The organism is Methylobacterium sp. AC690, from assembly GCF_979256535.1.
Genome location: NZ_CEEDOX010000001.1, coordinates 314,733 through 332,695 on the forward strand (window position 1 = coordinate 314,733; position 17,963 = coordinate 332,695).

At 71.4% G+C, this 17,963-nt stretch carries 18 protein-coding genes and 1 tRNA gene; 6 read left to right on the forward strand and 13 right to left on the reverse strand.

The features are described from left to right. The first annotated feature begins 354 nt into the window (after positions 1-354). Positions 355-1,569 carry a Na+/H+ antiporter NhaA gene (gene nhaA / locus AC0IY1_RS01540; protein ID WP_471767190.1) on the forward strand — a complete coding sequence of 405 codons (1,215 nt, stop codon included), beginning with the start codon at positions 355-357 and terminating at the stop codon, positions 1,567-1,569. A 339-nt stretch (positions 1,570-1,908) separates the two neighbouring features. On the opposite strand, the gene AC0IY1_RS01545 is transcribed toward nhaA, so the two are convergent. The 5 genes from AC0IY1_RS01545 to AC0IY1_RS01565 form a co-directional block, all read right to left on the reverse strand. After that, a tRNA-Val gene (locus tag AC0IY1_RS01545) sits at positions 1,909-1,983 on the reverse strand. Between the two features lie 14 nt (positions 1,984-1,997). Continuing rightward, positions 1,998-3,734: an ABC transporter permease gene (locus AC0IY1_RS01550; protein ID WP_471767193.1), complete on the reverse strand. Its 1,737-nt coding sequence runs from the start codon at positions 3,732-3,734 to the stop codon at positions 1,998-2,000. A gap of 136 nt (positions 3,735-3,870) precedes the next feature. Next, positions 3,871-4,893 carry an extracellular solute-binding protein gene (locus tag AC0IY1_RS01555; RefSeq protein WP_471767196.1) on the reverse strand — a complete coding sequence of 341 codons (1,023 nt, stop codon included), beginning with the start codon at positions 4,891-4,893 and terminating at the stop codon, positions 3,871-3,873. 136 nt (positions 4,894-5,029) lie between these two features. Continuing rightward, complete coding sequence (locus AC0IY1_RS01560) at positions 5,030-6,106, reverse strand: ABC transporter ATP-binding protein (RefSeq protein WP_471767199.1); 1,077 nt, start codon at positions 6,104-6,106, stop codon at positions 5,030-5,032. After that, positions 6,103-6,819 carry an alpha/beta hydrolase gene (locus AC0IY1_RS01565; RefSeq protein WP_471767201.1) on the reverse strand — a complete coding sequence of 239 codons (717 nt, stop codon included), beginning with the start codon at positions 6,817-6,819 and terminating at the stop codon, positions 6,103-6,105. The genes AC0IY1_RS01560 and AC0IY1_RS01565 overlap by 4 nt, the downstream gene beginning before the upstream one ends. 96 nt (positions 6,820-6,915) lie before the next feature. Between AC0IY1_RS01565 and AC0IY1_RS01570 the strand changes: the two genes are divergently transcribed. Both AC0IY1_RS01570 and AC0IY1_RS01575 read left to right on the forward strand, forming a co-directional pair. Then, on the forward strand, positions 6,916-9,174 hold the full coding sequence (locus AC0IY1_RS01570) for a primosomal protein N' (protein WP_471767204.1): 2,259 nt from the start codon (positions 6,916-6,918) through the stop codon (positions 9,172-9,174). 53 nt (positions 9,175-9,227) lie between these two features. After that, entirely contained in the window at positions 9,228-9,587 is a 360-nt protein-coding gene (locus AC0IY1_RS01575; protein WP_055947200.1) for a SpoIIAA family protein, read from the forward strand. Positions 9,588-9,721: 134 nt separating this feature from the next. On the opposite strand, the gene AC0IY1_RS01580 is transcribed toward AC0IY1_RS01575, so the two are convergent. The 8 genes from AC0IY1_RS01580 to AC0IY1_RS01615 form a co-directional block, all read right to left on the reverse strand. Continuing rightward, positions 9,722-10,117 carry a hypothetical protein gene (locus AC0IY1_RS01580; RefSeq protein WP_103708292.1) on the reverse strand — a complete coding sequence of 132 codons (396 nt, stop codon included), beginning with the start codon at positions 10,115-10,117 and terminating at the stop codon, positions 9,722-9,724. Between the two features lie 211 nt (positions 10,118-10,328). Further along, positions 10,329-11,324, reverse strand: a complete 996-nt coding sequence (locus tag AC0IY1_RS01585) for an asparaginase (RefSeq protein ID WP_471767206.1) — start codon at positions 11,322-11,324, stop codon at positions 10,329-10,331. 14 nt (positions 11,325-11,338) lie between these two features. Next, positions 11,339-11,545, reverse strand: a complete 207-nt coding sequence (locus tag AC0IY1_RS01590) for a Trm112 family protein (RefSeq protein ID WP_055947195.1) — start codon at positions 11,543-11,545, stop codon at positions 11,339-11,341. 27 nt (positions 11,546-11,572) lie between these two features. After that, complete coding sequence (locus tag AC0IY1_RS01595) at positions 11,573-12,241, reverse strand: LON peptidase substrate-binding domain-containing protein (protein ID WP_055947193.1); 669 nt, start codon at positions 12,239-12,241, stop codon at positions 11,573-11,575. Between the two features lie 28 nt (positions 12,242-12,269). Next, positions 12,270-13,169 carry a thioredoxin gene (gene trxA / locus AC0IY1_RS01600; RefSeq protein WP_471767208.1) on the reverse strand — a complete coding sequence of 300 codons (900 nt, stop codon included), beginning with the start codon at positions 13,167-13,169 and terminating at the stop codon, positions 12,270-12,272. Positions 13,170-13,373: 204 nt separating this feature from the next. After that, positions 13,374-13,859: a hypothetical protein gene (locus AC0IY1_RS01605; protein WP_471767410.1), complete on the reverse strand. Its 486-nt coding sequence runs from the start codon at positions 13,857-13,859 to the stop codon at positions 13,374-13,376. A gap of 65 nt (positions 13,860-13,924) precedes the next feature. Continuing rightward, positions 13,925-14,902, reverse strand: a complete 978-nt coding sequence (locus AC0IY1_RS01610; RefSeq protein ID WP_471767210.1) for a glutathione S-transferase family protein — start codon at positions 14,900-14,902, stop codon at positions 13,925-13,927. A 44-nt stretch (positions 14,903-14,946) separates the two neighbouring features. Beyond that, complete coding sequence (locus tag AC0IY1_RS01615; protein WP_471767211.1) at positions 14,947-15,927, reverse strand: alginate O-acetyltransferase AlgX-related protein; 981 nt, start codon at positions 15,925-15,927, stop codon at positions 14,947-14,949. A 151-nt stretch (positions 15,928-16,078) separates the two neighbouring features. On the opposite strand from AC0IY1_RS01615, the gene AC0IY1_RS01620 reads away from it, so the two are divergent. The 3 genes from AC0IY1_RS01620 (at position 16,079) to AC0IY1_RS01630 (ending at position 17,940) form a co-directional block, all read left to right on the forward strand. Continuing rightward, the gene (locus AC0IY1_RS01620; RefSeq protein ID WP_055947187.1) at positions 16,079-16,609 is read left to right on the forward strand and encodes a 2'-5' RNA ligase family protein; all 531 of its coding nucleotides are present in this window, start codon (positions 16,079-16,081) and stop codon (positions 16,607-16,609) included. A 90-nt stretch (positions 16,610-16,699) separates the two neighbouring features. Next, the gene (locus tag AC0IY1_RS01625) at positions 16,700-17,473 is read left to right on the forward strand and encodes a phosphatase PAP2 family protein (RefSeq protein WP_471767213.1); all 774 of its coding nucleotides are present in this window, start codon (positions 16,700-16,702) and stop codon (positions 17,471-17,473) included. Between the two features lie 95 nt (positions 17,474-17,568). Then, positions 17,569-17,940, forward strand: a complete 372-nt coding sequence (locus AC0IY1_RS01630; protein ID WP_103708285.1) for a hypothetical protein — start codon at positions 17,569-17,571, stop codon at positions 17,938-17,940. The last annotated feature ends 23 nt before the right edge of the window (positions 17,941-17,963 follow it).

Consider the following 17,963-nt stretch of genomic DNA (forward strand, 5'->3'; position numbering starts at 1 on the left):
CTTCGCGCCCCGTGGTAAACGCCGTGGCGCGACTTGGCAGGGTTCCACATCCCGAAGGATTGCGGACCAGCGACGCGCGTTCCGAGCGGACCTGTCTTCGGGCACCGGGACCAGGACAAGCGCCGGGGATCGACACGTCGATACCCGTTCCCCGGAGACGTGGCCCGGGACGCCTGGCGCGGAGGAACGTGGCACGAGCAACTCTTCGGGAATCCGGCGTGTCCGCGCGGCATGAAACCCCGACGCATGGGGACCGGGGCGCCGATGCGTCCCCGCTGGGGAGGCGTGACACGCCCCGCGCTGGGTTCCCACCCAAAAGTTGTGTCCCCGCGCAGGTCTTGTAAGGGAAGGCCCATGCAAGCCCCTGCCCCGCTCCGCCGGCCGCTCTCGGCCTTCCGGTCGATGCTCACCTCCGAGGCCGGCGGCGGCCTCGTCCTGATGGCGAGCGCGGTGCTCGCCCTCGTGGTGGCGAATTCTCCCCTGGCGGAGCGCTACTTCGCGGTTCTGCAGACCAAGGTTGGGGGCTTGAGCGTACTGCACTGGATCAACGACGCCCTGATGGCGCTGTTCTTCCTGCTCGTCGGTCTCGAGATCAAGCGCGAGATGCTGGATGGGCGCCTGCGGACCTGGCCGGACCGGATCCTGCCCGGCCTCGCGGCCCTCGGCGGCATGGCGGCGCCGGCCCTGGTCTACGTGGCGGTGAACCGGCACTCGCCGGAGACCGTCCGTGGCTGGGCGATTCCCGCCGCCACCGACATTGCCTTCGCCCTCGGCATCCTGGCCCTGCTGGGCTCCCGGGTGCCGGTCTCCCTCAAGGTGTTCCTCACCGCCCTGGCGATCATCGACGACCTCGGCGCCGTGCTCATCATCGCGTTGTTCTACACCGCGGACCTGTCCCTGCCGATGCTGGGCGGAGCGGCCGCGACCCTGGCGGTGCTCTACGGCCTGAACCGTGCCGGCATCAGCCGCCTCGCCCCCTACCTCGTCCTCGGCGCGGTGCTGTGGGTCTTCGTCCTGAAATCCGGGGTGCACGCCACGGTGGCGGGCGTACTCCTGGCGCTGACGATTCCCCTGCGGCTCAGCATCGGCCGGCCGGACGATCCGACCTCGCCCCTGCACCGGCTGGAACACGCGCTCCATCCCTGGTCGGCCTACCTGATCCTGCCGATCTTCGGTTTCGCCAATGCGGGCGTGTCGCTGGCGGGCTTCACGCCCACGATGCTGCTCGACCCCGTGACCCTCGGGGTCGCCCTCGGTCTGGTCGTCGGCAAGCAACTCGGCGTGTTCGGCTTCGTCCTGGCGGCGGTGAAGCTCGGGCTCGCCCAACGGCCGGCAGGGGCCGGCTGGATGCAGGTCTACGGCGTCTCGCTGCTCTGCGGCATCGGCTTCACCATGAGCCTGTTCATCGGCCTCCTGGCCTTTGCCGGCAGCCCCGAACTCGAGGCCGAGACCAAGGTCGGCGTGCTGGCCGGATCGATCGTCTGCATGGCGGCCGGCGCCCTCGTCCTGCTGGTCGCGCCCCGCCGCCCGGTGGGGGCTCCGAAGGCCGAGGCCGCCGCGATCGCCTGAGAGGCCCGAGCAGACCCGGACCGCGTGCCTGCGCAGGAACGTCGCGGGCGCTGAAAGCGTCGTTCCCCGCCCCGGTTGTCGTCCCCGGACCAGGGCCGATCCGGGCCTGTCGCGCCACGACAGTCGCAGCTTGCGCCGTGACGGGCGCCAACCCGGCACTCGACCTGCCGGGGCCATCGTGACCTCGACGCTGCGCGACCATCAGGGATGGCTCGGCTTCGCCCGGCACAGGGCGGGACTCGGGCGCATCGTCGGCGGCCTCCCGATGGTCGGCGGCCTCGTGCTCGTCGTGCTGTCTCGAGGAAGGTCGTCGAAGCGGCGGGGAGGCTTCGAGGGAAATGGTGGGCGCGACAGGGATCGAACCTGTGACCCTTCGCGTGTGAAGCGAATGCTCTCCCGCTGAGCTACGCACCCGGACCGAGGGCCTTCTAGGGCGAGGGGCGCGGCCCCGTCAAGCGCTGATCGGCAGGTTCTGCGCCGGCTTCGCTGCGCGGGGTTCCGAGCCGGAGCAGGATCACCACCGGCACGAGCCCGACGGCGACGATGAGGAGGGCCGCCACCGTCCCGTCCTCGTAGGTGCCGCGCGCGGCCTCGCCGTAGAGGTGGGTCGCCAGGGTCTCGACGTTGAGGGGACGCAGCAGCAGGGTCGCGGGCAGTTCCTTGACGCAGTCCACGAAGACCAGCAGCGCGCCGCTGAGCACCGCCGGCCAGGCCAGGGGCAGTTGGATCCGCCACAGGATCGCGCCCGGTCCCCGCCCCAGCATTCGCCCGACATCCGGAAGGCTGCGGGGCACCCGGCCGAGCCCGGCCTCGCAGGTGCCGATGCTGACCGCCAGGAAACGCACGAGGTAGGCGGTGACGAGCGCGCCGCCGGTGCCGAGGCCGATCAGGGCCGGGGCGACCCCGAAGAGCTGCATCGTCCCCGCCGACAGGGTGGCGTCGGCCCAGGCCAGGGGGCCGAGGAGGCCGATGGCCAGGATCGCGCCGGGGAGCGCGTAGCCGAGGCTCGCCACCCGGATCAGCGCCTCGCCCCAGCGGCGGGCGATGAGGCGCGGCCCCGCTGCCACCACGAAGCCGAGGGCGGCGGCGATCACGGTCGCGGCGCCGGCATACAGCAGGGTATGGCCGATCTCCGGCAGGATCGTCTCCGGCAGGTCGCTGCGCCAGACCCGACGCAGGGCGGCTTGCACGAGGTAGGTCGCGGGAATCGCGAAGCCGACGGCTACGGGCACGAGGCCGAGGGCCAGGGCAGCCGCGGCACGCAGGCCCCGCAGCCGCTGCCGGGCGAGGTGGCGCGGGCGCTGAGCGCCGCTCGAGAACCCGCGCCCGGCCCGGGCCCAGCGCTCCAGGGCCACCAGGGCGACGACCGCCACCAGCATGACGAGGGCGATCTGGGCCGCGCCGGCGAGATCCGAGCGGTTCACCCAGGTGGCGTAGACCTGGACCGTGAGGGTGCGCACCCCGAGGAATTCCGCCGCGCCGATGTCGTTCAGGGCTTCCATCAGGGCGAGGCTCGCGCCCAGGGCGATGGCCGGGCGCGCCATCGGCAGGGCGACCCGCAGGAAGGCGGCGGAGGGCCGGCGCCCGAGCATCCGCGCCGCCTCGATCAGGTTGGCGGCCTGCATCAGGAACAGCGCCCGGGTCGGCAGGTAGACGTAGGGATAGAGCACGAAGCCGAGGAGCAGGATGCAGCCGGGCAGCGAGCGGATCTCCGGCAGCACGAAATCGCGCGGGCGGGCATAGCCGAGGAGGCCACGCAGGGTCGTCTGTACCGGGCCGATCGGGTGCATCAGGTCGAGATACGCGAAGGCGACGATGTAGGTCGGCACCGCCATCGGCAGGAGCAGCCCGGCCTCCAGCAGGCGCCGGCCGGGAAAGTCGTAGGCGGCCACGAGCCAGGCGGAGCCCACCCCGAGCACCACCACCAGGACGCCGACCCCGGCGAGCAGCAGGACGGTGTCGCGCAGGGCCTGGGGCAGCACGTGGGCGACGAGGTGCGGCCAGAAGGCGGTCCCGCCCGCCCCCGCTCCGGTCCCTTCGCCCGCCGCGATCACGAGGGCGAAGACCGGGCTCAGCACCACGGCGCAGAGCACCAGGGCGGCGGCGCCCCAGGCGAGACCGCGGGGTCGGCCGGTGAGCGGGAGGGCGGGGACGGCCCCGGTCATGCGGATCCTGTGGCCTCGGGCTTCGTCCGGCTCGATGGGAGTGCGGCGGATCTCCCGGCGAACCCCCGACGCCATCCTGACCTCTGCAAGGAGGCCAGGCGGTGGCGCACGGGCTGCGGAGAAGAGAGCCTTCCCCTCAGTTGTCGAAGCCGACGGTGTCGAGGAGCAGGCTCGCCGCCTTGCGGTTGCGGGCAATCTCGACGAGCGGCACGGAATCGAGGGTCAGGGGCCCGAGGGCGGTGAGGAGCGGGTCGATCGGCGCGCCGGCCTTCACCGGGTACTCGTAATCGGCCTTGGCGTAGAGTGCCTGGGCCTCGTCGGAGACGAGGTACTCGAGGAGCTTGACCGCCGCGTCGCGGTTGGGGGCGTTCCTGGCCACCACCGCGCCGGAGATGTTCACGTGGGTGCCGCCGCCCGCGAAGGTCGGCATCACCACCTTGATGCCCTCGCCCCACTTCTGCTGCTCGGGGCCGCCGCGGCCGGAGCGCATCAGGCCGACATAGTAGGAATTGCCGAGGCCGATCTTGCAGGTCTCGGCCAGGATGTCGCGGGCGACGTCCCGGTCGCCGCCGGCGGGCTTGCGGGCGAGGTTGGCCTTCAGCGCCCGCAGCCAGGCCTCGGTCTTTTCCGGGCCGTGCTTGACGAGATAATGGGCGACGAGGGCCGTGTTGTAGGGATGCTGGCCCGAGCGCAGGCAGAGACCGCCCTTCCAGGTCGGGTCGGCCAGCCCCTCGTAGGTGATGGCCTTGAGGTCGGCGAGGTCCTTGTCGGCGTAGAGCACCCGGGCCCGCATGGAGAGGGCGAACCAGCGCCCCTCGGCGTCGCGCAGGGTGGCGGGCACCGCCGCCTCCAGCACGCCCGAGCGCACCGGCTGGGCGAGGTCGCGGTCGACGAGGTCGATGAGGTTGCCGACATCCACGGTCATCAGCACGTCGGCCTTGGCGCGGGCGCCCTCGGCCGCCACGCGCTCGGCGAGCCCCTTCTCGACGAACACCGTGTTGACGGTGACGCCGCTCTTGGCCGTGAAGGCGTCGAGCAGGGGCCGGATCAGGCCGGGCTCGCGGGTGGTGTAGAGGTTGACCTCAGCCGCTGACGCCGTGCCGATCAGGGCCGCCAGCGCGAAGCCCGCGAATCCGATTGCCTTGATCCCACCCGCCATAGTCGAAACCCTTCCGTCGAAACGTGGCGGGTGTTCAGAAGCATCGGCGCGAAAAAGACAAGCACGATGTTTTGGACTTAAAACAATTCGAAACTATTGCCCTGAGCCGAACTCAGGTTCGACCCGGTCCTGTGTTTTAATCCGTCTCGTCGGCAAAAATAAAGCCGCGATCCCGGTCCAGGCTCAAACCGACCGAATCCCCCGGTCCGTGCGGGTCGTCCGCCGGTACGGGCAGGCGCAGGGGCTCGGGCAACCCCTCCGCCAACAGGGTCAGGAGGGCGCTCGCTCCGAGGAAGCGGCGCTCACGCACGACGGCCCGGAGGGACGCTTCCGGCGCCCCGAGGCGGATGACCTCGGGGCGCAGGCACAGGGTGACGGCGGCGCCCTCGGCGTGGCCCGGTGCGGGGACCGGGCCGAACGGCGTCGTCACGCTGCCGCCGCGGCAGGTCCCGCCGATCTCGACGAGGTCGCCGAAGAAGCGGGCGGCAAAGCGCGTCGCGGGGCGGTCATACAGGTCCGGCCCGGTGCCGACCTGCACGATGCGTCCCCGCCGCATCAGGGCGATGCGGTCGGCGAAGCCCAAGGCCTCCTCGGGGTCGTGGGTGACGAGGAGCGCGGTGGCGCCGCTGGCGCGCAGGACCGCGAGGGTGTCGTCGCGGACCCGGTCGCGGGTGCGGCGGTCGAGGTTCGAGAACGGCTCGTCGAGGAGGAGGACGCGCGGCCCCGGGGCCAGGGCACGGGCCAGGGCGACGCGCTGGCTCTCGCCGCCCGAGAGGGTGCCGGGATAGCTCTCGGCCCGGTCAGCGAGGCCGACCTGCTCCAGCCGGGCCTGCGCCAGGGTTCGGGCTTCGGCGGCGGATTTCGCATGGAGACCGAAGCGGACGTTCTCGGCCACCGTGAGATGGGGGAACAGCGCGTAGTCCTGGAACATCAGCCCGACGCCGCGCGCCTCGGGGGCGACGCCGCGGCCGTCCGCGCTCACCAGGGCGCCATCGAGCCGGATCGTGCCGGTCTCCGGCTGCTCCAGCCCGGCGATGGCCCGCAGGAGCGTGCTCTTGCCACAGCCGGAATCGCCGAGCAGGGCCAGGATCTCGCCGGGCCGGACCTGGAGCGTGACGTCGGCGAGCGCCCGCACCGCGCCGAAGCGCAGCCCGATCCCGCGCAGGTCGAGGCGCGGCGGCACGGAATCGGGCTGGGGCGCGTCGAGGCTCATGCGCGCCTTGTGTCACCGCGGGCGGACGGCGAAAACCCTCCGGTGCGCAGGAAGCGCAGGGTCTCGCCGATGACGGCGGGGTTGCGCATCATCAGGCCGTGGCTGGTGTGCAAGGTGATGTGGTCGGCCATCCCGGCGACCCGCGTGCGTGCGACGGTGACCCGGCCGTCATCGGGTCCCGGCAGCATCAGCCAGGATTCCAGGGGATAGAGCGTGCGGTCGCCCGCGATGATCCCGAGGGGATAGTCGACGGGGCCGAGGAGGCCGCGCAGGCTTTCGTCCGGCCGGGTGGTCAACTGGGCGCCGGCCGGGCCGAAGATGCGCCGGTAGGCGCGCAGGGCGTGGAGCCGGTCGGCGACCTCGCTGCCCCCGTTCGGCGGCCCCAACATCACCACCCGTCCGAGATTGGCCGGCCGGCCTCCGTTGAGCCAGGCCCGGGCGAGGAGCCCGCCCATCGAGTGGGTGACCACGTGGAGGGTCCGCGTCCGGGCGGCGAAGGCGGCGGCGGGCGGTCCGATGATGCCCGCCAGTTCGCCGAGTCCCGCCTTGCGGGAGGGATCATCGAGGTTGAGCGTCGCGAACCCGCCGGCCCGGAGGGCATGCTCCATCCGGGCCAGGGAGGCGGCCCGCCGGGCGAGGCCGTGCAGGAGCAGGACGCCCTCGGGGGCCGGATCGCCGGCCATGCCGGAGGCCTGGGGTTCGGGTCGGTCCATGCTGGAGCGCCTCCGGGCGACGATCGACTGCGCGGCGGTCGCGGATTGCCTCCGGCATGCTTATATTCCGGTTATGTTCCGTCAAAGCCCCGCCCGATGCCCTGCGTCGCCGAGATCCTGATCCCGCTGGCGCTGGACAGCGCCTACAGCTACGCCGTGCCGGCCGGGCTCGACCTCGCGGTCGGCGAGGTCGTGCAGATCCCCCTCGGGCCGCGCGAGACCGTGGGGGTGGTCTGGGGCGTGCGCCAGAGCCCCGGCGGCTCGAACCTGCGCCCGGTCACCGGCCGGATCGACGTGCCGGCCCTGCCGGATGCGCTGCGCGAACTCGTCGACTGGCTCGCCCGCTACACCCTGGCGCCGAAGGGCTCGGCGCTGGCCATGGCCCTGCGGCTGCCCGACGAGGCAGCCCTGACCGAGACGGTGCGGGTCGGTGTCCGGGCCTCCGGCAAGGCCCCCTCCCGGCCGACCGCGGCGCGCACCAAAGTGCTGGCGGTGGCGGCCGACGGGGCGATGCGGGGCAAGAGCGCGCTGGCCAAGGAGGCCGGCGTTTCCCTGAGCGTCGTCGACGGCCTCATCGACGACGGTGCCCTCGAGGCGATGGCCCTGGCCCCCGAGCCCGTCGCCGTACCGCCGGACCCGGACCACGCCCGCGTGCCCCTCTCGGAGGCGCAGGAGGCGGCAGTGCGGGAACTCGTCGCCCTGATGAACCCCGCGCCCGACGCGCCACCGGCCACGGACGCCATCGGCGATCCCCTGCCGACGCCCGCCGGCGCGGACGGCAAGGTGGCGCCGCCGGGCGCCGAGGCGAAGGCCCCCACCGTGTTGCTGGAGGGCGTCACCGGCTCGGGCAAGACGGAGGTGTATTTCGAGGCGGTGGCCGATTGCGTCCGCCGCGGCCACCAGGCCCTGATCCTGATGCCGGAAATCGCGCTCACGGCGCAGTTCCTCGATCGCTTCGCCGACCGCTTCGGCGCCCGCCCGGCGGCCTGGCACTCGGGGGTGGGCGGCAAGCGCCGCGAGCGCATCCGGGCCGGGGTCACGGCCGGCGCGATCGCCGTGGTGGTGGGCGCGCGCTCGGCCCTGTTCCTGCCGTTCGCCGATCTCGGCCTCATCGTCGTCGATGAGGAGCACGAGGCCGCCTATAAGCAGGAGGACGGGGTGCACTACCACGCCCGCGACATGGCGGTGGTGCGCGGGCGGATCGAGAACTGCCCGGTGGTGCTGGCCTCCGCGACGCCCTCCATCGAGACCCGGGTCAATGCCGAGCGCGGCCGCTACCGCCGCATCGCCCTGCCCGAGCGCTTCGGCGGCCGGCGCCTGCCCGACATCGCCGCCATCGACATGCGCGCCGACAAGCCCGAGCGCGGGCGCTTCATCGCCCCGGCCCTGGTCGCAGCCGTGCGGGAGACCGTGGATTCGGGCGACCAGGCCCTGCTCTTCCTCAACCGGCGGGGCTACGCGCCCCTGACCCTGTGCCGGGCCTGCGGCCACCGCTACCAGTGCCGCAACTGCTCGACCTGGCTGGTGGAGCACCGCTTCCGCCGGGCGCTGGTCTGCCACCAGTGCGGCTATGCCGAGCGGCGCCCGGATTCCTGCTCGGAATGCGGCACCTTCGACAACCTCACCCCCTGCGGCCCCGGGGTGGAGCGCATCGCCGAGGAGGTGGCCGAGCTCTTCCCGGAGAAGCGCGTCATCGTCCTGTCGAGCGACTTCCCCGGCGGGGCCGAGCGGCTGCGGGCCGAACTCCAGACCGTGGCGGAGGGCGGCTGCGACATCGTCATCGGCACGCAGCTCGTGGCCAAGGGGCACAACTTCCCGCACCTCACCCTGGTGGGCGTCCTGGACGCCGATATCGGCCTGACGTCCGGCGACCCGCGGGCGGCCGAGCGCACCTTCCAGCTGCTGCAGCAGGTCACCGGCCGTGCCGGCCGCGGCGAGAAGCCGGGCCGCGCCCTGCTGCAGACCTACCAGCCGGAGCACCCGGTGATCGCGGCCCTGCTCTCGGGGGATTCCGAGCGCTTCTACGAGGAGGAGATCGGCGCCCGCGAGGCCGCCGGCCTGCCGCCGTTCGGGCGTCTGGCCGCCCTCATCGTCTCGGCGAACGAACGCGAGGTGGCCGAGGCCCACGGGCAGGCGCTGGCCCGGGCCGCCGAGCCGCCGGAGGGCGTGATGGTGCTCGGCCCGGCCGAGGCGCCGCTCGCGCTGATCCGCGGTCGCTACCGCTTCCGGCTGCTGGTGAAGACCGAGCGCACCGTCGACCTGCAGACCTACCTGCGCGCGTGGCTGGCGCGCGGCCCGAAGGTTCGCGGCAACGTGAAGGTCGCCATCGACGTGGACCCGCAGAGTTTCCTATAACGCTGGCTCGACGTTCGCTTGGGTAGCGTTCGACCCCCTGAGGAGTGCCACACGTGCTGACCTACACCAAGAAGCCGGATTCGAGCGTCGCCGAGATCGTGGTCGACGGCCAGATCACCGATGCCGACATGAACACCGTGATCTCCGCCATGCAGGCCGACCTCGACAAGGGCGGCAAGATCAAGCTCCTGGAAGACGTACGCGACTTCAAGGGCATGGAGCCGGCCGCGTTCTTCAAGGACCCGCGCTTCGGCCTCGCCATGATGAAGGGCGTCAGCCACGTCGCCCTGGTGACCGACGCCTCTTGGCTGCGGATGATCGCCGACACCTTCGGCAAGGTCTCGCCGGCCCAGATCAAGACCTTCGACCGGGCCCATATCGAGGAAGCGCGCCAGTGGCTCGCGGCCGCCTGAGGCCCTGAACCGGCGGCCGGAACACGTATCCGGCCGGCCCGTCCCTCTCCCCCTGCGGGGAGGGGTGAGACGTGGTAGCGTGGTTGCGTACCCCTGGGGTTTCCGAGCCCGGGGGCCGTGCAGCCCTGTGAAAGCTAGTCCGCCTGGGCGGTCCGGGTGGTGTGACGCCGGGCCGTCCAGCGGCCCGAGCACAGCGAGGACACCTTCCAGGTGCCGCCGCCGCTCTGGGCCTGGAGGCGACCCGAGACCGCACCCGAGGCCGTGCCGTTCGAGACGTTGAGGCCGACCGTGCCATCCGGCCCGACGCGGCCGTTCAGGGTGGCGCCGGCCGCCGCGGAGGTGAGGCGCACCTGCCCCTCCTGCACCGAGACCCCGTAGGTGTAGCGGCTGTCGCAGACCATGCCGCTCTCGGTCACGAGTTCCACCGACCAAGTCCCGTTAAAGTTTCCGCCGTCACGGGCGGCGGCCGGGATCATCGCGGGCGAGGACAGGCCGGCTCCGAGCGCCAGAACCACCGCAAGTTTGGACATGCATCATCCTTCGATAAAATCGCGTCCGCCCACGCCGCGGCCAGAGGATGGCGCACCGACTTTTCAAGCAGACGATCAGGTGAGAGTGCGCTGAGCATACCCACCGAAGCGGCAGGATTGTGACAAGCGCCGCAATCGACTGATGAGACTTATTGCCGAGCGTGTCTGAACAGGCCCTGACCATGGGGAACGACCATGCCGGAGCTTGGCGTTACCGGTCGTAATACGCCTGCAATGCTTGGCGGTCCCGCGTGATCGGCAAGGCGAGCAGCGCCAGGACCCGGGCCTTGTCCGGCGAGAGGTCGTCGGCGAAGACCGCCCCGGCCGCCCGCAGCGTGCTGCCGCCGCCCTTGAAGCCGTAGACGGGCAGCGCCCGGCCATGCGGGACCTGGCTCGCCACCACGATGGTGACGCCGGCCGCGATCGCCTCGACCACCGCGTCGTAGAGGGCCTCATTGACGTTGCCGAAGCCGTAGGCGGCGATCACCACGCCCTCGGCCCCGTCCGCCACCGCGTGACGGAGCTGGCGCCCGTCGGTGCCGGCCGCCATCGCCACGAGCTCGACCCGGGCGAGCCGCGCGGGGAGCGGCAGGGTCTGGCGCCGCAGGGACTTGCGGGCGAACACGACCCGGTCCTCGTCCACCTGGCCGAGGAAGCCGGCCTCGCCGGACTTGAAGGTCTCGACGTTGTTGGTGTGGGACTTCCGCACCTCGCGGGCGGCGTTGATGTTATGGTTGAGCGTCACCGTCACGCCCAGCCCCCGCAGATCTTCGCGCGCGCCCTGGGCCAGGATCTGCCGGACCGCGTTCAGGAGGTTGCGCGCACCGTCGGCATCCGCCTCGGAGGCGTTGCGCTGGGCGCCCACCATCACCACAGGCTTGTCGCTCGCCAGCGTCAGGTCGAGGAAATAGGCGGTCTGATCGAGGGTGTCGGTGCCGTGCAGGACGATGGCGCCCGCAATGTCCGAGCGCGCCAGCAGGTCCGCGACCGTGCGGCTGAGGCCGGGCCAGAGGTCGGGGCCCATATAGGCGCTCGGCAGGTTGGCGAATTCCACGACCTCGATCCGCGCGAGGTCCGACAGCCGCGGCACCGCGGCGGCGAGGTCGGCCCCCGTCAGGGCGGGGACCGGGGCCCCCGTGACGGGATCGTGCGTCATCGCGATGGTGCCGCCGGTGGCGACGATGGCGACGGTCGGGCGGTCGGTCATGCCGGCGGGGCCGATCAGTCGGTGAGCGCGCGCGCCTCTTCGGGCAGCATGATCGGGATGCCGTCGCGGATCGGGTAGGCGAGTCGGGCGGACCGGCTCACCAGCTCCTGGCGGCCGGCATCGTACTCGAGGGTGTTCTTCGTCAGCGGGCAGACGAGGAGCTCGAGGAGCTTGGGGTCGACGCGGGTGGCCTCGACGGGGCTCGGGGTGTCATCGGCCATCTGGGGCGTATCCTTCGCGGGAGAAAACTACTGCAGCGTGGGCTCGGAGCCCGACCCGCGCACCAACTCCATTTCGGTCACCGCAATCAAGACCTCTGCCCGCGTCTTGAGGTCCGGCGCCTCCAGCATGGCCTGCTTCTCGCGGGCGCCGAAGGGACTCATCATGCAGAGGGCGTTGACCAGCGCTTCGTTGGGCGCCTCTTCGATGCCGGCCCAATCGACCTTCAGGTCGTTGACCTCGACGAAGTCGCGCAGGGCCTTGAGCACGCCCTCGCGGTCCACCGCCTCCTCGCCCGCGCGCGCCTCGAAATCCGAGGCGAAGTCGTCGTAGGAGACCTGGCAGCGGCGGTAGCGGGTGGTGGTGGCGAGTTCGCTCTCCACCCGGAACCGGGCGATGCCAGTGAGCGAGATGAGGTAGCGCCCGTCACCGGTCTCGGCGAACTGGGTGATCCGCCCGGCGCATCCGACGCGGAAGAGCTTCGGCGTCATCGGCGACGACCCCGCTTCCACGTCGGGCTGGATCATGCCGATGATCCGGTCCGTGCGCAGGGCATCGTCGATCATGGCGAGGTAGCGCGGCTCGAAGATGTTCAGCGGCATCTGTCCGCGCGGCAACAGCAGCGCACCGGGCAGCGGGAAGACCGGAATCACTCCGGGGCAGTCGGCCGGTCCCTTGTAGCCCGCATGCGTGCTCATCGTGTTCCCCTGCGGTTCGTTCGCGGCCTCACGCGAAGACCAGCGTCGACAGGCGTCGCCGCCCGCGGATCGAGGCCTTGTCCATAAGGCCCCAGGCCTCGAAGAAGGTGAGGAGCTGCTTGCGCGCCGCGCCCTCGTTCCAGGTCCGGTCCCGCCGCTCGATCTCGATCAGCTGGTCCACGGCCTCGTCGCGCATGTTGCGGCCGTTGAGGCCGAGCGCGAGGTCGAAGCGAGCCTGGAAATCGCTCGGGTCGGCCTCGATGCGGGCCTGGAAGGTGCCGAGGTCTCCCAGGGCCGCCGCCTGCTCGGCGAGCTCGATCGCCGCGCGTACGCTGGCGAGGCCCGCATGGAACGCCTTCTCGGGCGGCGCCATCGCGACGAGCTGCTTGGCGTTCTCGAGATCGCCGAGGTCGAGCTGGATCTTGGCCAGGGCCGCGATCGCGTCGACGTTCTCGGGCTCTTCGGCGAGCACGGCGGCGTAGAGCTGCGCGGCCTGCGCCACGTCGCCGACCCCGAGGAGGGCCTCGGCCTCCGACATGGCCTCCTCGATCGGCGTCGGGCCGGCGGGGCCGGCGAGGCGTGCGATGAAGTCCTTGATCTGGGCCTCGGGCACAGCGCCCATGAACCCGTCCACCGGCTGCCCCTTGTCGAAGGCGATCACGGCGGGGATCGACTGGATGCCGAGCTGGCCCGCGATGGAGGGATGCTCGTCGATGTTCATCTTGACGAGCTTCACCGCGCCAGCGGAGCCCGCGACCACCTTCTCCAGCACGGGGGCGAGTTGCTTGCACGGGCCGCACCACGGGGCCCAGAAGTCGACGAGCACGGGCTGCTGCATCGACTCGGCGATGACATCCTGGCGGAAGCTCGCCGTGGTCACATCCTTGGTAGGGGTGGGGCCGCCCGGCACCGGCGCATCGTTCAGCATAACGTCCTCGAGGCCTTCGTTTGGATCCGTCAGAGGGTCCGGGTCTGTCCGCCCGGTCCGCCCTGCGTCAAGAGATGGGAACTCCGCGCGCTCGGACCAGAGCGGACGTCCACACGCAATGTCCCCGGATCCCGTCTCGCCACGATCCGCCCTCGGCACAATCCACCCTCGGCAAGATATCCCTCCGGATGAAGACCCGCCCGCCTAGCGGGGGGCGCTCCCGCCGGTCTTGCCCGCCTCCGGTGCCTTGGCATCGGTCACGAAGATGCCCTGGTAGGTGCCCTTGGCAGCGTTCGCCTCGCAGGTGATCGCGGTCTTGCCCGGCTCCGGGGTGCTGAAGGTGCAGGAGCCGACGGCGACCAGGGGCCCCTGGACCACGCCGTCCTTGGTCGTCTCGCTCGGGATCACGAGGTTGATCGGCTGGAGCGGATCGGTCTCCTCCGTCCGCTCCTGCTGGGCGCCGTTGCCGCTGAAGCTCAGGGACCGCCCTTCGGCAGCGAAGTCGAAGCTCGTGCGGTTGCGCGAGACCGTGTTCATGAGGGTGTTCTTGCAGGTGGCCGAGACGTCCTGTCCGGCGATCACGAGCTTCTCGCAGCGGCCCTCGAGCTTGACGGCCGCCTGGGCGAACGCGGGTGCGGCCGTGAGCAGCGGCGCAGCGAGAAGGACGAGGCAGGTGGTCGAGAGGCGCATCATGGGTCCGATGTAAGGCTGCGGGTCGGTTCGTCGAGGGGCTGCGGGCGCGCAGGGCTCCGGGCTCAGGTGGGAAAGCGGGCGGCGCGGTCGTTCGGGGCGTCGAAGTGGAGGGCCGGTCCGAGGGGCACGATCCGGGTCGGATTGATGGTCGGATGGCTCTCGTAATAGTGCCGCTTGATATGGGTGAGGTTCACCGTGCCGGCGACCCCCGGCAGGGCGTAGAGATCGCGCAGGTAGTTCGACAGGTTGGGATAATCGGCGATGCGCTGCCGGTTGCACTTGAAGTGCCCGACATAGACCGCGTCGAACCGCACCAGGGTGGTGAACAGGCGGATATCCGCCTCGGTCAGCCGGTCGCCGCAGAGGTAGCGCGCCGTATCGAGGCGGGCCTCCAGGGCGTCGAGTTCGGCAAACAGCGCGGTGAAGGCCTCCGCGTAGGCGGAGTGTTCGGTGGCGAAGCCCGCCTTGTAGACCCCGTTGTTCACGGCGTCGTAGACCCGGGCGTTGACCGCGTCGATCGCCTCCGCGAGGTCGGCCGGGTAGAGGTCCGGCCCGGTGCCCGCGAAGGCGCCGTTCAGCATCCGGATGATCTCGGCCGATTCGTTCGACACGATGGCGGCACGCTGCTTGTCCCACAGCACCGGCACGGTGACGCGGCCGGTGAAGCCGGGATCGTTCCTCAGGTAGACCTCGTAGAGGCGGGTGGCGCCGATGACGGTGTCGGGCGTGGCGCCGGGCGAGTCGCCGAAGACCCAGCCCTCCCGGCCCATATGCGGGTCGACCACCGAGACCGAGATCGCCGCCTCCAGACCCTTCAACGCCCGCACGATCAGGGTGCGGTGGGCCCAGGGGCAGGCGAGGGAGACGTAGAGGTGGTAGCGCCCCGCCTCCGCCGGGAACCCGCCCTCCCCGCTGGGACCGGGGGATCCGTCGGCGGTGATCCAGTTCCGGAACTTGGCGTCGGTGCGCTTGAAGCGGCCGCCGGTCTCCTTGGTGTCGTACCAGGTATCCTGCCAGACGCCGTCGACGAGCAGCCCCATGATCCGTCCTTCCCGCGCTTGCGTGTTCGCGGAAAGATGGGCGCTCAGGCCTCGGCGGACAGCCCCTCCGACGCGGAGGCCGCGGCTGGGGGCGGCGCGACGGCGGGCGTGGCGGCCGCGAGGTGCTCGCCTTTCTGGTAGGTCGCGATGTCGAAGGTGTCGTCGGGCAGGCGGGTGACGAAGCGCTCGGCCATCTCGAACACCAGGAGATCGGGCCGCACCCGTGCCACGTAGCCCCAGTCGATGCTCGACGACCAGACGAAGTGCACCTCGCGAAAGCTCTCGGCCAGGATGCCGGTGAGCATGATCGGCGCGAAATGCGCGTAGGAATCGCCGAACAGCACCAGGGTGCGCGGATCGACGTCCGGCCGGTCGTTCCGGAAGCAGACATGGGCGCCGACGTGGAGGTCCGGGGCGCGACCGGCGGCCTCGTAGGCGGCCACGAGCGGGCTCGCGTAGGTCCGGTGGGCGTCCCGGTCGAGCACCGCATGGCTCGCGGTCTCGATCGGCTGCTCCGGGATCTTCTCGCCCAGATCGCGCACCCGGGTGGTCTCGTAGCGCTCGCGGGCGTCGAGATCGGCCGGGGGCACGGCGCCGCAGGCCCGCATCAGCACCCCGTAGGCCAGCCGGCAGCCCTCGTAGTTCCAGTGCGTGTCGGTGCGGTAGTAGAGGGGCACCGCGCCGTCCCGCGCCGCTCGCATCGGCGCCAGGAGGTCGACGTAGTGGGGATTGTTGATCAGGCGCCGGGCCAGCAGGCGGGTGGGCGCCTGGCGTGGATCGAAGCGCAGATCCTGGGTCCGGTCGTCGTAGACCGACAGCTTCTCGGGCACGACCACGTGCACGTAGCGGATGCCCAGCGCCCGGGCCCGGGCAGCCCGCGCCTCGATGAGCTTGACCCAGCCGCGCAGGCGCCACCACCGGGACAGGGTGGCGCGATACTGCTCGAGGACACCGTTCGTGCCTCCGATCAGGAAGAGCCAGCCCTCGCGCCCCACATGGACGATTTCCCGGTGTTTGCGCCGCATCCGGGCTCTCTAGCCGGCCCGGACCGCCCTGAACAGGCCGCGCGGCGGTGGCGGCCTCGGGCCGCCCCGTGACCATTCCCCTGGACGCGGCCCCTGCCCCTGGACGCGACCCCTGCCCGCGCCATCTCCCTGCCTCACGCCGGATCGGACCATGACAGACCACACGCCCACGCCCGACCCGCTGATTCTCTCCCTGGGGATGGATCCCGACACCTTCGCGCGGTTCGACGGCCTGCGCCGCCGGCACTTCCCGCAGGCGCTCAACCACATCCCCGCCCACGCGACCCTGTTCCACCACCTGCCAGGTCCGAGCGAGCCAGGCATCGTCGAGACTCTGGCGGCGATGACCCGAACCCAGGCGCCGCCCGAGGTGTCGGTGACCGGCCTGCGCTTCACCGGGCGCGGCGTCGCCTACGTGCTGGCCTCGGACGCCCTGTCGGCCTTCCGGGCGCGGCTCGCCGATCAGTTCGAGAGCTTGAGCGAGGGTCTGACCGCGCAGGATCGGCAGGGCTGGCGCCCGCACGTCACGGTCCAGAACAAGGTCGATCCCGGCACCGCCCGGGCGCTGCACGCGGAACTGGAGGCGGAGTTCAAGCCGTTCCACTTCACCGCGCCGGGCCTTCTGCTCTGGCGCTACCTCGGCGGTCCCTGGGAGCGTCGCGGCACCTTCACGTTCGGATAGCGCCGCATCCGCCCGGATGGAGGTCAGGCCGCCGATCCGCTATGCCGGGAGACTCCAGCCCCTCATCGACGAGTTCGCGAAGACGCCCGCATGAAAGCCTTGCCCTCCGGCTACCGCAACAATCCGCTCCTCACCCGGGCGAACGCCCTGCGCCTGGCCCTGCGCCTGAACGAGGTCGGCCCGGTCCTGGCACTGCTGGCGGTGAGCCTGCTCGGCTACGGCTTCTTCGCCCTGGCCAACGAGGTCGGCGAGGGCTCGACCGCCGCCCTCGACCGCAAGGTCCTCCTTGCCCTGCGCAATCCGGCCGATCTCTCCGACCCGATCGGGCCGCGCTGGCTCGAAGAGACCATGCGCGACATCACCGGGCTCGGCAGCGTCTTCACCATCGTGTTCGTGACGGCAGCGGCCTGCGCCTACCTGGCGATGACCGGGCGCCGGCGCATCGCCGTCTTCGTGATCGCGGCGATCGGCGGCGGCGAGATCGCCTCGACGGTGCTCAAGCTGTTCTACCACCGCCCCCGTCCGGACCTCGTGCCCCACGGGATGGAGGTGTTCACCACGAGCTTTCCCAGCGGCCACGCGATGATGTCGGCCATCGCCTACCTGACCCTGGCGAGTCTGATCGCCCGGGTGGACCGGCAGCGTGGGGTAAAGATCCTGGTGCTGATCGTCGGGGTGTCGATGACGCTGCTGGTGGGCCTCAGCCGGATCTATCTCGGGGTGCACTGGCCGAGCGACGTGGTCGCCGGCTGGTGCGTCGGGGCGGCCTGGGCGGCCCTCTGCTGGTTCGTCGCCCTGGTTCTGCAACAGCGCGGCGAGGTCGAGGCCCCGACCCAGCACGGGGAGCCCGAGCGCACGCCTTAACCCTACCGGATGATAAACCACCCCGGCGCTTGTGTTTACCGGCACGAAGACCTCACAATCCCGTTATCCCGGATGCCACTTCTGGAGAGGGTCACATGGGTCCGATCACCGGCGAGCGTCGACACGGAAACCGACTGCGGAGCCTCCTCGGCGCCGATATCCGCATCGCCCCGCATGCCTCCGACACGGCCTGCCTGGTCCGCGACTGCGGTCCGGACGGCCTGCGCCTCGCGCTCAGCGACGGCGTGCCCCTGCCGGAGATCTTCGACCTCCACATTCGCAAGACCCGGCAGACGCGGCCGGTGCGCCTGATCTGGCGCGGCGACGATTGCGTCGGCGTCCAGTTCGTCCCGGACCCGCCCGCCGCGGTGCCGATCCCCATCGGCCTGATGCGCGACCTTCGGGCCGCGCGCGCCGAGATCGCGTCCCTGCAGGCCCGCCTGGCCGCGCGGGGCGACGAGGCCTGAGAGCGGCAGCGCTCCGGTGGCGC

Bases quoted from the DNA above. Each gene is read 5' to 3' on its own strand.
- nhaA (WP_471767190.1), top strand. From the start codon at position 355: ATGCAAGCCCCTGCCCCGCTCCGCCGGCCGCTCTCGGCCTTCCGGTCG.
- AC0IY1_RS01550 (WP_471767193.1), bottom strand. From the start codon at position 3,734: ATGACCGGGGCCGTCCCCGCCCTCCCGCTCACCGGCCGACCCCGCGGT.
- AC0IY1_RS01555 (WP_471767196.1), bottom strand. From the start codon at position 4,893: ATGGCGGGTGGGATCAAGGCAATCGGATTCGCGGGCTTCGCGCTGGCG.
- AC0IY1_RS01560 (WP_471767199.1), bottom strand. From the start codon at position 6,106: ATGAGCCTCGACGCGCCCCAGCCCGATTCCGTGCCGCCGCGCCTCGAC.
- AC0IY1_RS01565 (WP_471767201.1), bottom strand. From the start codon at position 6,819: ATGGACCGACCCGAACCCCAGGCCTCCGGCATGGCCGGCGATCCGGCC.
- AC0IY1_RS01570 (WP_471767204.1), top strand. From the start codon at position 6,916: ATGCCCTGCGTCGCCGAGATCCTGATCCCGCTGGCGCTGGACAGCGCC.
- AC0IY1_RS01580 (WP_103708292.1), bottom strand. From the start codon at position 10,117: ATGTCCAAACTTGCGGTGGTTCTGGCGCTCGGAGCCGGCCTGTCCTCG.
- AC0IY1_RS01585 (WP_471767206.1), bottom strand. From the start codon at position 11,324: ATGACCGACCGCCCGACCGTCGCCATCGTCGCCACCGGCGGCACCATC.
- AC0IY1_RS01590 (WP_055947195.1), bottom strand. From the start codon at position 11,545: ATGGCCGATGACACCCCGAGCCCCGTCGAGGCCACCCGCGTCGACCCC.
- AC0IY1_RS01595 (WP_055947193.1), bottom strand. From the start codon at position 12,241: ATGAGCACGCATGCGGGCTACAAGGGACCGGCCGACTGCCCCGGAGTG.
- trxA (WP_471767208.1), bottom strand. From the start codon at position 13,169: ATGCTGAACGATGCGCCGGTGCCGGGCGGCCCCACCCCTACCAAGGAT.
- AC0IY1_RS01605 (WP_471767410.1), bottom strand. From the start codon at position 13,859: ATGCGCCTCTCGACCACCTGCCTCGTCCTTCTCGCTGCGCCGCTGCTC.
- AC0IY1_RS01610 (WP_471767210.1), bottom strand. From the start codon at position 14,902: ATGGGGCTGCTCGTCGACGGCGTCTGGCAGGATACCTGGTACGACACC.
- AC0IY1_RS01615 (WP_471767211.1), bottom strand. From the start codon at position 15,927: ATGCGGCGCAAACACCGGGAAATCGTCCATGTGGGGCGCGAGGGCTGG.
- AC0IY1_RS01620 (WP_055947187.1), top strand. From the start codon at position 16,079: ATGACAGACCACACGCCCACGCCCGACCCGCTGATTCTCTCCCTGGGG.
- AC0IY1_RS01625 (WP_471767213.1), top strand. From the start codon at position 16,700: ATGAAAGCCTTGCCCTCCGGCTACCGCAACAATCCGCTCCTCACCCGG.
- AC0IY1_RS01630 (WP_103708285.1), top strand. From the start codon at position 17,569: ATGGGTCCGATCACCGGCGAGCGTCGACACGGAAACCGACTGCGGAGC.